This window comes from Exiguobacterium sp. HVEsp1 (genome assembly GCF_002009685.1).
Lineage (GTDB): Bacteria > Bacillota > Bacilli > Exiguobacteriales > Exiguobacteriaceae > Exiguobacterium > Exiguobacterium profundum.
The window spans coordinates 781,221-796,226 of sequence record NZ_KV917367.1 but is presented as its reverse complement, the minus strand read 5'-3'; the positions used below and the strand labels follow the sequence as shown (position 1 = coordinate 796,226).

8 protein-coding genes are annotated in these 15,006 nt (G+C 48.2%); 1 reads left to right on the top strand and 7 read right to left on the bottom strand.

Translation table 11 applies throughout. The features are described from left to right. Positions 1–101: 101 nt before the first annotated feature. The 7 genes from BV910_RS04125 to addB form a co-directional block, all read right to left on the bottom strand. Entirely contained in the window at positions 102–2,660 is a 2,559-nt protein-coding gene (locus BV910_RS04125; RefSeq protein ID WP_078146439.1) for a sensor histidine kinase, read from the bottom strand. Beyond that, positions 2,657–3,019: a response regulator gene (locus BV910_RS04120; RefSeq protein ID WP_015880966.1), complete on the bottom strand. Its 363-nt coding sequence runs from the start codon at positions 3,017–3,019 to the stop codon at positions 2,657–2,659. The genes BV910_RS04125 and BV910_RS04120 overlap by 4 nt, the downstream gene beginning before the upstream one ends. A 133-nt stretch (positions 3,020–3,152) precedes the next feature. Then, positions 3,153–5,024, bottom strand: coding sequence for an ABC transporter ATP-binding protein (locus BV910_RS04115; RefSeq protein ID WP_078146438.1), 1,872 nt, complete (start codon positions 5,022–5,024; stop codon positions 3,153–3,155). After that, positions 5,021–6,745 carry an ABC transporter ATP-binding protein gene (locus BV910_RS04110; protein ID WP_078146437.1) on the bottom strand — a complete coding sequence of 575 codons (1,725 nt, stop codon included), beginning with the start codon at positions 6,743–6,745 and terminating at the stop codon, positions 5,021–5,023. Before BV910_RS04110 ends, BV910_RS04115 begins: the two co-directional genes overlap by 4 nt. Next, positions 6,738–7,220, bottom strand: a complete 483-nt coding sequence (locus BV910_RS04105; RefSeq protein ID WP_078146436.1) for a MarR family winged helix-turn-helix transcriptional regulator — start codon at positions 7,218–7,220, stop codon at positions 6,738–6,740. The genes BV910_RS04110 and BV910_RS04105 overlap by 8 nt, the downstream gene beginning before the upstream one ends. Positions 7,221–7,389: 169 nt before the next feature. Continuing rightward, complete coding sequence (gene addA / locus BV910_RS04100) at positions 7,390–11,007, bottom strand: helicase-exonuclease AddAB subunit AddA (protein ID WP_078146435.1); 3,618 nt, start codon at positions 11,005–11,007, stop codon at positions 7,390–7,392. Beyond that, complete coding sequence (gene addB / locus BV910_RS04095; protein WP_078146434.1) at positions 10,985–14,422, bottom strand: helicase-exonuclease AddAB subunit AddB; 3,438 nt, start codon at positions 14,420–14,422, stop codon at positions 10,985–10,987. Before addB ends, addA begins: the two co-directional genes overlap by 23 nt. A 158-nt stretch (positions 14,423–14,580) precedes the next feature. Between addB and BV910_RS04090 the strand changes: the two genes are divergently transcribed. Next, a complete protein-coding gene (locus tag BV910_RS04090) occupies positions 14,581–14,961 on the top strand; it encodes a truncated hemoglobin (protein WP_015880960.1) in 381 nt (126 codons plus the stop codon). Positions 14,962–15,006 lie beyond the last annotated feature (45 nt).

Here is a 15,006-nt window from a genome sequence, read left to right as displayed (position 1 = left end):
CTTTATGATGTTGTACAGTCTTCATTGTACACGAATTCTCTCCCGATTGGTCAAGCGAACGATTCTAAAAAATGAGCCATCCTCAAGGGATGGCCCATACATTATACAGGAGTCGTCTCTGCCTCTTGGACAGCGTACTCATAGCTTGGGATTTCAACGATGAACGTCGAGCCCTCATGCTGAATCGATTCTACATGGATTTGGCCGTTGTGACCACGGACGATTTCCTGACAAATCGGTAATCCGAGCCCCGTACCGCCGATTTCACGACTGTCGGAGTTGTCGACACGATAAAACTTATCAAATAAGCGATCGAGCGCGTCACTTGGAATCCCGATTCCTTCGTCTTTCACTTTAATGGACACGATTTGCTCGTGATGCGCAAGTTCGACCGTGATTTTTCCACCCCGTGGAGAATACTTCACAGCGTTCGACAATAGATTACTCATCAACTGTTTGAACTTCTGGCAATCGACGAATAATTCATATGGACGTGCATCATCCGCAATCAATTCGAATTCATGTTTTAACGACGATGCCTCATAGAACGTCAACATGTCTCGGACGACCGGCTCGATATCAAGCTGTTCCCGGTCATACATTTGACTACCGGATTCCATTCGCTGCACATCGAGGAAGTCATTGACGAGATGTGTCAGACGCTCCGTCTCGGAGTGAATGGTCTCCAAGTATTTAGCTTGTTTTTCATTCGGCAACTGTTTTTTGACCATCAATTCCGTGAATCCATAGATGGACGAGAGCGGCGTACGCAGTTCATGCGAGATGGTTGAGATAAACTCACTCTTCAATCGCTCCGCCTCTGTCTCACTCGTGATATCTCGGAAGACGAGAAGCGTACCTTTCGATAGACCACCGACAATGATGCGTTCCGCATACATCTGCAAGTTCATTTCGCCTTTACGGATTGAGAAGCTGACACTGTCATGTGGGAAATCTTCGGTGAACAGGCGATTCGTATACTTCGTAAAGTCCTCCGCTTGATCGACCGTTTCAACAAGACGATTCCGCCATTCTTCCCACGTTTCTTCTTCAAGGTCTTGTGAACTGACGTCACTTAACTCAGGGAACATCTCGTAGAGCGGACGGTTGACGAACACGTCATTTGTCGAATGGTCGATGTAGACGACTGCCTCTCGAATCGAATCAAGAATTCGCTCCGTCTTGCCTTTCTCCCGTTTCATCTCTTCAAATAGACGCATCCGTAAGAGAGAAAGTGAGAGCTGACGAGCGAATGACATGATGTCACCCATTTGTGTTTGGGTGAAGCGATCTTTGTATCGGACCAGATAGATGAACGCGATGATTGAATCATCTGTCGGGTCATGGACCGGTACCGCCGTCTCAAACATATAATACGGATACGGGAGCGGATGGTCGCTTGCGACTTGTTTCGACGAATGTACCGTCGTCTTCAATGTCATCGCGCGCGTCAATACGGAATTTTCACTATCGAGCAACTGACGAGACAACGTGTCGTTCAAACCATGACTCGTCACACGATACGTGCCGGACTCATCCACAAACACGAGTGCACCGACCTCCGAATCTGTAATCGTGACCAGTTTCTCGATGATTTCAGGATAGGCCGTAAGCGAATCGCGTGATGCCAACGTCTCCGTCAATTCATTCCGATACGCGAGATGTTGCTCGTTTTGTTGCGTCTGTTCTAAAATTTCTTCTAGTTCTTGTTGCTGTGCCTGCAATTCTTCTTGTTGGGCAATCAACTCTTCTTGTTGTGCTTGCAACTCATGGTTTTTTTCAATCAAGTGTCGTTCATTATCACGAAGTGTCTCGGCCATCTTATGGAACGATCGAGACATCGTCCCAATCTCATCTTCACGTTTCATCTGATCGCTCAAATCAACGATTTCCCCTTTTAACAAGCGGTTCGATGCGATGGAAAGTCGTGAAATCAAACGTGTTTGACGGCGTAGGAACGGCTGGACAAACAATAAGATCAATACGGCGAACGAGGCGATGCTCATGATCCACAAGAATTGAAGCATATTGTTGTTCTGTCGCCATTCAGCGTAGACGGCCTCTTTTTCAGATGCCATCAACTCACGATATTCTCCGAGCGCAGACTCTACCTCATCAATCGGTCCGAGGATGTCGATTCCACGTTGCGGATTAAATTGGACGAGTCCTTGATCGATCAAGCGCTGAGCCGTCGGCAACTCGGCAATCGTTTGAGCCTCGATAAACGTCTCTGTGACTTCCCCATCTTGTTGCGCTTGGGCATATTCATACGTCACCGGAATGATCACATCATAGTAAAAGTCGTGGAACTTTTGAAGATCTTCTGCGAACAATTCTCCTTGGCGCGTCTGGACTTGTGTTTTGAACCAATTGATTTCCTGTTGAAACTTTGCCTCGTTCGCGCTTGCTCGTTCGAGCGATGCTGTATCGCCAAATAAGAGATAGCCACGCGTATCGTATTGATCGGTCTGCCACTCATCCCACAATTCCGTCAATCGGTTAACACGTTCATCGACTTCACGCAATCTCGACTCGTTCGCCTCCAAACGGTTCTCGATATAGACATATGTCAATACCGATCCGACCAACGCAATGACGAGGAAGGAATAGAGGACGACCATGATGTCGCGTCCGAGTTTTTGTTTAAACCACCTTTTCACTTCACGATGCCTCCTATGATTTTGACGAGTTCAAGTGGGCTGAACGGTTTAGAAATGAAGTAGTCGACACCAATCTCGTTCGCGCAATCACGGTCAGATTGTTGGCTTTTCGCCGTCAACATCATCACTTTCGTCTCTTGTCGCCCTGGTAACTTCCGTACTTTTTCAATCACTTCAAGCCCTGTCATGCCGGGCATCATATGATCCACAATGACCAAATCATATTCATTTTCTTCAATCAATCGATAGGCCTCAATTCCATCTTGTGCCTCGTCGATGTCATATCCTTCATCTTCTAATGTATCCATAACAAGCATGCGTAGCACTTCTTCGTCTTCCGCAAGTAAGATTTTAACCATAATTGTTCCTCCATTTTTTATCCCATTTTTTTATTTTAACGGATTTGTAATTGTTACACAAAATAAAAAGACGTACGAAACTCATCTCGTACGTCTTTTGCCTAATCACATTGCCCCAAAACCTGTATTCTAGTTATACGACTTCTTTTTCAGCGAACTGACTATTGTAAAGTTCTTCATAAAAACCACCAGCTTCAAGAAGCGATTCATGTGTTCCTTGCTCAATGACCCGACCTTGGTCCATAACCAAAATCAAATCCGCATCTTTGATGGTCGATAAACGGTGAGCGATGACGAAACTCGTCCGCCCGTTCATCAGCCGTTTCATCGCCTGTTGAATCAAAATCTCAGTACGCGTATCCACACTCGACGTTGCTTCGTCTAAAATCATAATCGGTGGGTTCGCCAATACTGCTCGCGCAATCGTCAGTAACTGTTTTTGACCTTGTGAAATGTTATTGGCCTCTTCATTCAACACGGTGTCGTATCCGTCTGGCAATGTTCGAATGAATGCATCCGCATGCGCCGTTTTCGCCGCGTTGACGATTTCCGTCTCAGTCGCACCCGTTTTCCCATAGGCGATGTTATCACGAATCGTTCCGTTGAATAGCCACGTGTCCTGTAAGACCATTCCGAACGTATGTCGCAAATCTTGTCTCGACATTTTACGCGAGTCTTTCCCATCGATGAATATCTCTCCACCATTCAACTCATAAAAACGCATGAGGAGATTAATCAACGTCGTTTTGCCGGCGCCTGTCGGACCGACGATGGCCACCGTTTGGCCCGTCAACACATCGAGATTCATATCTTGAATGAGTAGGTCGTCGCCGTATCCGAAATCGACATGACGGAACGTGACATTTCCTTCGGCACGTTCTAATTGATAGGTCGTCACATCTTTCACTTCTTCTTCTTCATCCAGCAGTTCAAATACACGTTCCGCCGCGGCAACCGTCGACTGGACGATGTTCGCGATATTCGCTGTCTGGGTGATTGGTTGGGTGAACTGACGTGTATATGTGATAAACGCTTGAATGTCACCGATGGAGATGCTGCGCTGCGTGACCAAAATACCGCCGACGACACTAATCAATACATAGCTGATGTTCCCGATGAACATCGTCATCGGCATGATGATTCCGGAAATGAATTGCGCTTTCCGTCCTGCATCGTAAAGCTCCTCATTCACATCGTCAAACTCACGCACAGCTGTCTCTTCCCGACCAAACGCTTTGACGACCGCGTGCCCTGTATACATTTCTTCCACATGGCCGTTCAGTCGTCCAAGGTGACGCTGTTGATCGGAAAAATATTGTTGCGACCGTTTCAAAATCGGACGAATCGCAAAAATCGTGAGCGGAAGGGACACAAGAGAGATGACCGTCAACAGAGGACTGATCGACAGCATCATAATCAAAATCCCAATGATGGTGACGATGGAAGTAATGAATGACGTGACACTCTGTTGTAGCGTACTCCCAATCAAGTCGATGTCATTCGTCACCCGGCTCAATGTCTCCCCGTTCGAGCGTCCGTCATAATATTTGAGCGGAAGTCGTTCTAACTTTTTGTTCACGTCTTCGCGCAAATCATAGACCGTTTTTTGGGCAACACCGGACATCAAATATTGTTGCACGTAGTTGAATAGACTACTGATGACGTAAAGGCCAGCGAGGAGCGACAAAATTTGTCCGATTCTCGTGAAATCAATTTCTGCCCCTGGCACACCTGTAAACTTCGCATATGCCCCTTCAAACAGTTCTGTGATGGCGATTCCCATGATTTTCGGACCGGCAATCATAAAGATTGTACTTAAAATCGCCGCGACAAACACAGCAATCAACGTGTTTCGCCGTGGTTTCAAATAGGCAAGCAAACGACGGAACGTGACTTTGAATGCTTTTGGCTTTTCGCCCATCATCATCATATTTCCACCGCCCGGACCTCCTGGACCGCCGTGTCCCCCATGAGTTTGTCGCGTATTTGCTTGTTTCTCACTCATGCGATTTCCTCCTCAGACAATTGCGATTTCACGATTTCTTGATAGACCGCATTCGTCGCAAATAATTCCTCATGTGTCCCGACTCCGGCAACGGCTCCTTCTTCTAGAACGATGATTCGGTCGGCGTCCATGATCGTGCTGACACGTTGTGCAACAATCAGTACCGTCGCATCTTTCGTTTCTTCTTTTAACGCTTTGCGAAGGGCGGCATCCGTTTTAAAATCAAGTGCCGAGAAACTGTCGTCGAACACATATAAATCCGGTTTCCGAACGAGAGCTCGCGCAATCGACAGACGCTGTTTTTGACCACCCGACACGTTTGACCCACCTTGTTCGATCACAGCCTCATATCGGTCTGGCATCTTCTCGATAAAGTCACTTGCCTGCGCGATGGATGCGGCATGAACGACTTCTTCCGCTGTTGCATCGGCCTTCCCATATCGAATGTTCTCCGCAATCGTACCTGTGAAGAGCAACGCTTTTTGAGGAACGAATCCAATCTTCGAACGAAGTTCTTCTTGAGGGACCGTTTGAACATCGACACCGTTCACTCGAATTATCCCAGACGTCACGTCGTAAAATCTTGGAATCAAATTGACGAGTGTTGATTTACCAGACCCCGTACCTCCAATCACCGCTGTGACCTCCCCTGGTTTCGCCGAAAAACTCACATTGGATAATGCTGGTTCTTCAGCCCCCGGATAAAAGAAAGTGACGTGATCAAACTCGAGTGTTCCTTTCTCGATGTCCGCGGTCTTTGTCCCGTCATCAATCAGTGAGGGGGTCATTTCGAGCACCTCGTTGATCCGGTTGGCAGACACTGAGGCCCGAGGAACCATGATGAACATGACTGAGGCCATGACGAGTGCGAACATGATTTGCATGACGTATTGGATGAACGCCATTAAATCTCCGATTTCCATCGCACCGTTATCAATCCGAATCCCTCCGAACCAAATGACGCCGACAACCGTCAAGTTCATCACGAGCATCATGACCGGCATGAGGAACGCCATGATTTGGTTCACTTTGATTGAGACGTCCGTCAACCGTTCATTCGCCTCTGTCAATCGAACCTGTTCTTCTTTTTCACGGTTAAATGCCCGAATGACACGGATGCCCGTCAAATTTTCTCGGAGAACAAGATTGAGTCGATCCAATCGCTTCTGTACCTTTTTAAACAACGGCATCGCCTTCCAAAAAATGAGGAAAATCGAGAGGACGAGTACCGGCATGGCAGCAACAATGACAAGAGACAACTTTGCATCCTTCGAGGTCGCCATGATCAATCCGCCGACAAACATGATTGGCGCACTCACGACCATCCGTAGCATCATGATGATGACTTGCTGGACTTGCGTGATGTCGTTTGTCGTCCGGGTGATGAGTGAAGCCGTCCCGACACGATCGAACTCTTCAAGTGAGAAACGTTCCACATGATTGAACACGCGTCTTCGCAAATCACGACCAAATCCCATCGCCGCCTTTGAAGAATAAAAGCTGGCCACAACGGCAGCAAGGGCTCCAAGTCCCGTGACACCTAGCATGATTCCGCCCATTCGCCAAATGTAGCCGGTATCACCCGTCACGACTCCATTATCGATAATGTCCGCCATCAACGTCGGTAAAAATAAATCTGCTAACGACTGCGCGAACACAAACAATAAAACCATCAGAACAGCCCATTTATAAGTAACGAGACGTTTCAATAACTTAATCATGTCGACACACTCCTTCACAATCTGTGAACCCTTCATTCAATCCATCTGCAATATGTTGATGAGCTGTAAGCATATGTTGATACGTATCCTCATCGAGACGAGACAAAATTTGATTCAATTGATATTCCGTTCCTTCTTCTTGTTGCTCAATCTCTTCAATCAAACGTTTGCCCGATTGGTCAATCGTCAACACAACCTCTCGCCGATTATCCGGGTTGATATCTCGACGAATCAAACCCTTCTCCACGAGACCATCTAACGATTGACTTAACGTGCTCTTTGGCATTCTCGTTCGCTGAACCAATTCTTTTTGCGTAATCGCACCCTGTTCATTCAACATCATCAGACCGTGAAGTTGAGGCAATGTAAGATCGTTTTGTTGCGCCGTCTGATGCATGAGACGAATCAGGACACGTTGCACACGCCAAAATGATTGCATCATCTCCCGTGCTCGATTTGTATTTGTCTCGGTCATCCTCATTCACTCCTTTACCGTTCCGTATCGAATTGTTCTACATGGAACAATTCTTTATATAAAATAAATTACTCCTCTCCAACTTGATTGTCAACGAAATCGAATGTGAATGTGCACATAAGAAAAGAGCAATGTCATATAACTGACATCGCTCTTCATTTATTCACATTTATTTAGTCGACACGGTCACGATTTCTTGTAGATCAAGTGAGTAAATCAAAGTCCGCTCGACTTGGATATCCCAAATCGTCTCGATTGCCTCTCGATATAATTGTAATTGAATCGCATATCGCTCTCGTAATCGCTCATGTGCGTCTTCCCGAGAATCGGATAGATGCGTGACAGCATCCGATTTATAATCCAGGAGCACATACGAGTCCCCATCGAAATACAGACAATCGATAATCCCTTGGATCAAGACATGCTCATCCGTGAAGTGTCCATCCGGATTGACGCGTTCGGCCGGCACCGTGTAGGTGAAAGGTAGCTCTCGCCATGCCGTCCCGCGCTCTAGTGCATCGGCGAGCGCTTGACCAACTTCCGTTTGGAAAAACATCTCGATATCCGGGATGGCGAGGCGTGCTGTCTCTGCCTCGACCGGACTGAGCATCCCTTGCATTTCCCATTGATTGATTTGATCGACAATCGGTTGATTCGGATCAGCCAATTGGAAAATCAAGTGTAACGTCGTCCCGCGCTCCGCACCGGTCTGTTTGACTTGACGCCATTTCGGTTCGCGATAAGGAGTATCGATCGGACGTACCGGATCTTCGAAGGCGGCTTGTTCGAGTTGCATCGCCCGCTTCAGTTCGGTCACCGTCTGTTTCGCTGCCGTACGCACCGCATCCCGTGCTGGGTAGTCATAAGTCAAAGCCCGCTTAACGGCACGAATCGTTTCCTCTTCATTTTGAATGGGAAAATCGATTGCTTCAAATCGCTGGACGTGGTGCAACTGTGCCATCATCTCTTGAAGGGTCGCAATCTCTGCAAGGTCCGCTTCTCCGATGACACGGTAAACCCATGAAGTCGACTCTTGGAAAGTAGAGGGAACCGTGAAGCCGAATGATTCGATAAACGAAGCGGCACTCGGTAGGCGTAAGAGCGCCGGTGCAATCCAGTCGAGATACGTTTTTGCCTCTCGCCTCGCCTCACTCGCCAATCGATCTCCAGAGTGACCGACCTGAAGCCACTGCTGAAGGTGTTTGAGTGGTTCGCCTACTGTTCCCACGAGAATCAATTTTTCTTTCGCTCGTGTCAGGGCCACATAAAGGACACGCATCTCTTCCGCTTTCATCGTCGCATCTAAATCACGTCGAATCATCTCTTTCACGAACGTCTCCGATTTCGTACGTGTCACGACGTCAATCGCATCAAGCGAGATGCCGTACTGTTTGTGGAAAATGACACGTTGCATTTGATCGCGTTTATTAAATTGTTTTCCGAGTTGGGCAACAATCGTGACCGGAAACTCGAGACCTTTCGACTTGTGCACGGTCATGATACGAACGACGTTCTCCTCGTCCCCGAGTGACCGCGCCTCTGACAAATCTTCACCGGTGTCCTGTAGACGGTCCATCACGCGTAAGAAGCGATAAAGACCTCGATAGCCACTACGTTCATAGGCGAGTGCCCGGTCATAAAGTGCCTTCAAGTTTTCCTGTCGCCCTTTTCCTCCAGGTAATCCACCTGAGAAGTCATAAAACCCGGTGTCATTGAATAATTGTTGAATCAATTCCGACAAGCTATGATTTCGTGCATAAGTACGCCAACGGGAGAGACGGTCAAGCATGTCGCCACATTTTACGCCAAGCTCATCATCGTCATCCGCTTTCGACTTGAGCGCCTCATAGAATGAATCTTCTGATTCAAGTCGAATCCGTGCCAACTCGCTATCATTAAAACGGAACATCGGGGAGCGCAGCGCACCGGCAAGTGGGATGTCTTGAAGTGGATTATCAATCACTTTCAAAAGTGCCAGGATCATCCGAATCTCGGTCGCTTGAAAATATCCGCCATCCGAGTCGGTGTAGGCCGGAATATTGTACTGTGTCAAAATGTCCATCAATTGCTCCACACGTTCCTTTTTCGAACGTACGAGAATCACGATATCGCGATATTCACAGTTTCGGAGTTGACCGGTGGATTCATCCGTCACTTTAAACGGTTCGTCTCCCGATACGAGTTCTAAGATGCGCGTAGCAATCGCCCGTCCTTCTACTTCTTGCTTCGATAAATCACGACTCGCCCCATCGACTAAAATAAACTCAGGGTCCGCCGGAATCGGTTCATACTCACGTCCAGGAACAAGTTGGGCCGCCTCATCATATGCGATTTCGCCGACCTCTTCGTCCATGAGTTGGACGAACAAATCATTGATTCCGTAGAGGACTTCAGAACGACTTCGGAAATTTTGAGAGAGGTCGATCCGCTTCCCTGTGTTCGCCTGTCTAAAGCGCGTCGCCTTATCGATGAAGAGACCCGGTTCGGCATGGCGGAATCGATAAATCGATTGTTTGATGTCGCCCACCATAAATAAATTCCCGATTTCTTCTCGTTCATTCGCGACCAGATTGATGATCGTTTCTTGAATCTCGTTCGTATCTTGATATTCATCAACGAGTACCTCAGCGAAGCGTTCTTTATAAAGCGCCGCAACATCGGACGGTCCCCCATCTTGTCGTAAAATGGCGAGCGCATAATGTTCCAAGTCACTGAAGTCGACAAAAGCACGGTCGCGCTTCGCTTGCTCATAGGCTTTGCCGAACGCACGGACCGTTCGAACGAGGGTTTCAACGAGCGGTTGTTGCATCGAGACGCTTTCCAATAAGTCCGCCCCGCTGACCCGAGCCTGTTCCACCGCTGCCGTCAATTTTTTCTTCGCTTGGTCGTAAGCTGGTTTGAGGACCTCGTGGTAAATCTGGTGCTCCTCTTTTTTCGGAACAGCCTTCATCGTGCCAAACTTCATCGCACGAGCCGCCGTCTCGAGTTCACTCCAGACAATGGTCTCCCCTTCAAGCTGTTCGAACGGAAAAATCGCTTGCCGGATGTTTTCAGACTGTGGCTCATACCCGGCGACCCGAAGCTCCGCTTCAAGTTTCCGAAGATCTCGTACGGCTTTTTCGATGTCATGCCAGAGCATCTGTCCAAACTCAATCAAGATTGCTTCCTCATCAGGATCTTCTCCGAACGTATACATGGACACGAGTTTGTCTAAATAAGCATCAGGATTTGGGAGAGTGCGCGCATAGTGGTATAAACCAAGAATCAAATCCTCGATTTCACTGTCACCCCGGTCTGACGTATACGCATCGACAAGAGCGAAGAAATCGGTATCCTGTTTCCCGTACTCTTCCTCAAGCACTTCTTCTAAGACATCATCCTGCAACAGGACGAGGTCCCGTTCTTCCGCAATCTTAAACGCCGGATCCAAATCTAATAGGTAGTAGTTCTCACGAATCACCTCTAAACAGAATGAATGGATGGTCGTAATGAGTGCGCGGTTCAACATTTGCCGCTGTTTTCGGACATATTCATTTGTCGGGTCGTCGCGTAACGCCTCTTCAAGTGCCTTTGCGATTCGTCGTTTCATCTCTGCCGCTGCCGCATTCGTAAAGGTGACGACGAGCATCCGGTCTGCCGTGAGTTCATCCGTTTCATCAAGCAATCGACTAGACAACCGCTCGACAAGGACTGCCGTCTTTCCGGACCCTGCCGCAGCCGAGACGAGCACGTGACTTCCTCTCGCTTCAATCGCGGCGAACTGATCATTCGTCCATTTCACGGTCATCGCCTCCTAACTCCTGAAATACCTCTTCTTTCTCAAGCTTCTTCAATTTACGTGGCGTATTCGAGAGCGCTTCGTCAAAATGACAGACACTCTGATACGGACACGTCTGACATGGGCGCCGTTCTTTATATTCATAAGGTTCAACGTCAATTTTTCCTTTGTACATTTCCTCGGCACTCGCTTTAACGACGTCGAACGCATGATCCATCAACTGTTCGAGCTGAGGAGGGGTCACAATCTTCTTCAAGGTGTTGGCGTCAGGGGTTCCATCTTTTTTATATTTGACCGGGATGACAATCGATTTTTTAGATGTGCCTTTCGCCGAGCGGTCCATCATCTCTAAAATTTCGGGGTCATCTACTAATAGCCCTTGCATCTGGTATGACTCCAATACTTTTTGACGCGTCTCTTCTTCAGAACCAGCAGGTGGAACGAGTGGTCGGTGCACGTGGAAATAGAGCGCCGCAGCAGGTGCCACGTTCTCTTTTGTCCACACCTCTGCCTGCTCAATCAATACCTTCAAATAGATGAGCATCTGCATCGCCAGACCGTAATAAATTTCTGCAAAGTCGACTTCACGTTTACTCGACTTATAGTCGACGATTCGGACGTATAGCTGGTCGTGGACCATCGCAGTGTCCACACGGTCGATTCGACCGATCAGTTCACAGGTCGCCCCGTTCGATAAAGTGAACGAAACGGGTGGAAATTGTCCGCTGCCGAACGCGAGTTCAAACGCTTCCGGGTCAAAGCCGTCTCGTTTTGATTGTTCAATCAACACTTCTGCCGTCTTACTGACGACGTCCGTCAATTTTTTCTTTAAGTAGGCGTAACGATTCGAACTCATCAAGATGGCATGCTGAATCTCTGGGGTCACGAGTTCGACCGCCTGCTCCGCTAAATTGGAACACTCGTCCGGGGTGACATCTCGCCATTCCTTTCCTTCCATCTTCACAGTCTGCGACATATGTTCGATGGTACGGTGGTATAGATTCCCGATATCCGGAGCCTCGAGCCGGTATAATCGTCGTTCCTTCAGACGCAAGCCATAACTTGCGAAATGTTTGAACGGACAGGCTTGGAACGTCTCAAGGCGGGAGACACTCGCCCGAATCGACGGAGTATAAAGCGATTTTGCGACACGATCGTCCAACGATTCCGGGATGTTTTGATAGAAGAGGGCGCTCGTCAACAACTGGAGACGTTCCCGTCCATCTGGATGCTTCAACAGTTCATTGTAGACAGCAAACCACATATCTTGAATCGGATAATGACGACTCAACCGCTGAAGTTCAAGTGCCGTTACCGCCGCCGTCTGATTCACATTCGTCAAGAAGGCGAATTGATCACGCGGTCGGTGCTCACCTGCTTCAGCAAAATGAGTCTTGATGACATTTTGGTGAAGTCGCGCCTTCAAGTCAGCGATAAAGCGCGCCGGTTGAACGGCTTTCCCCGTTCTGTCTACTAGGGCATAGCTAATGTATAGCCGCTCGCTCGGCGCTGTCACAGCTTTGTATAAGTAATATGTTTCATCATCGAACAAATGCTCTGTCGCCTTGCCGGCACGAAGTCCATTCTCATGCATGAAATCCAAATCTTGATCGGTCAACAGTTTCGACTGGGTCGTGACAAGAGGAATTTGATCTTCATTCGCCCCGAGCAGGAAGACAACTTTCTTATCAATCAATCGACCACGCACATAATCCGTTATCGTCAATTGATCAAGCGAAGGTGGAATGAGCGCATAACGAAGACTATCTAGCCCGGTGTCCATCATCTGTAGGAACAAGTCCGTCGACAACGTCTCTTCCGGAGCTGCGGCCTCTAACTGTTCGAGCAAGTGCAAGACCGCGTCCCATACTTGAGTATGCTCACGCGCTTCGAGTAGTTCCGCCTCTTCAATCGCCTCATCACGCCAGTGCGTCAAACAGTCTGATACACCGACACGCTCTAAAAAGGCATACATGGCGTGCGTATAAGCCTGCATCGTCTTCGCCTGTTTCAAATCCGTTAGCAACGGATCGAACGTTTCGATGACACGCTCCCGCGATCGATTCAGCTCAGCCTCAATATCGAGTTCTTCGCTCGTGAGTCGCGCTTCTTCCCCGGAACGACGGCGCAATTGCCATTCGTCATGCCAATGGTAATGTTTGATTCCCCGCTCGATGACGAACGCTTCAAGCCGGTCAACCGACGTACGACGATGCACCGGATCAAGGACGACGAGTTCTGTTTTCAGGGCACGGAACACGGACTCTTCTCGGTATCCACGTAAAGCAATCTCAATCGTCGCTTTCAACAGTTCGACGAGCGGATGGTCAAGCATCGGTTGCCGTTCATCAAGGAAGTATGGCAGTCCCATCTTTTGGAGCGCCTGAGATGCCAAATCACCATATTCATCGAGTGAGCGTGACACGAGCGCAATATCCCGATAACGATACCCTTCTTCACGTGTCAGACGGATGACTTCTCGAACCGCCGCCTCCACCTCGACGGTCCGGTCGACTGCGGCATGTAAATCAATCCGGTTCTCTGAACCAGTGTAAGGTTCCGCCGTCAATTGGTCGAATGTGGCCTCAAGGTAACGGAGACTCGGATGCGTGTAACGATAGACGGTATCATACAGCTCGTCTCGAGAAGGAATCTGCCGTTCTGCCAACAGTTCTTTGAAACGCATGAGCGTCCGCTGCGTCGGTCCAAACAATGGATTGAGGCGATACAAGAAGACAGGATCGATTGTCAGCAACACATCGACATCGACCTTCTCTGCGAGTGCGACGAGCACCGCCAACTCCTGCTCTGAAAACTCGTTGAATCCGTCCACATAGACACGTACATCCGTCAAATCTGTCTCCGGAATGATTTGCAACATGACGTTGAAATAGTCTTCTGTATGGAGTGACTTGCCTTCCGTCATCTTTAAAAATCCTTCATAGATGATGGAAAGGTCCTGTAGCTTCAGAGCACGGTGCTGCGCCTGTTCGCTTAACCGCAATAAATGTTCCGGTTCAACAAGCCCTCGCTTCAACATCGAGATCAATTGGTTCAATTCTTCATAAAATCCGAACTGATTCATCGTACGGCGGAACAAGGTCAATCGTTCTTCGCTCATCTCGACGACCCTCCGTAACAACAAATGGGTCCCCGTCTGGTCTAAGAATTGATCTGTCGCTACGCCGGCATCCCGCATCATCAAAAAGGCGAGACGGCGCATCGAAAGGACTTGAATGCGCGTCGAGCCATGCAAACCATCGACTGTCGCCATTTTCTTTTCCATCTCAAACGACATTTGGTCCGGTACAATCATATAAATCGTCGGTCCGCTCGGATTTTGTTTCAGTTCTTGAATGACCTCATGGATCATTTGTTCACTTTTTCCCGTCCCCGATCGACCAACGTGAAAGGTCACTGTCATTTTAGCGAACACTCCTTCCCTTTTTTCTTCATTATGAACCATCCCTAAGCATTTGTAGAGGGAAACCTCTTCTATACCTTATTCAAAAAAGTAGCAGCCTACATCATTCCCTTTTTCGATTGAAATCGATTAGACTGAACGTATGAGGGGGGATGTATGTGAGTGCCTATGAACAATTTGGAGGCGAACGTGGTGTACAACAACTCGTTGACGCGTTTTATGACCTCGTCTATGCCGACCCAATTTTACTTCCACTATTTCCGGAAGATCAAGATCGAGTCAAACAGCACCAATTTGAATTTTTAACACAGTTGCTCGGCGGTCCAAAGTTGTATTCTGAACGTCGTGGCGGTGGAAACTTGGCGATGATTCATCATGAGCATCCCATTTCCGAGACACATGCCGGCCATTGGCTTGGATGTATGGAACAGGCGCTCAAGACCGTGGATGCCCCGGAATCGATCAAGCGTCAGCTATTTCAACGGTTGATCATGTCATCTTCGAATGTCGTCCGTGTTTGTTCGCATCATTTTGAGTAGTCACAACTATAAAAAGTGGGTATGATAGGAAAGTAAGCAAAGGAG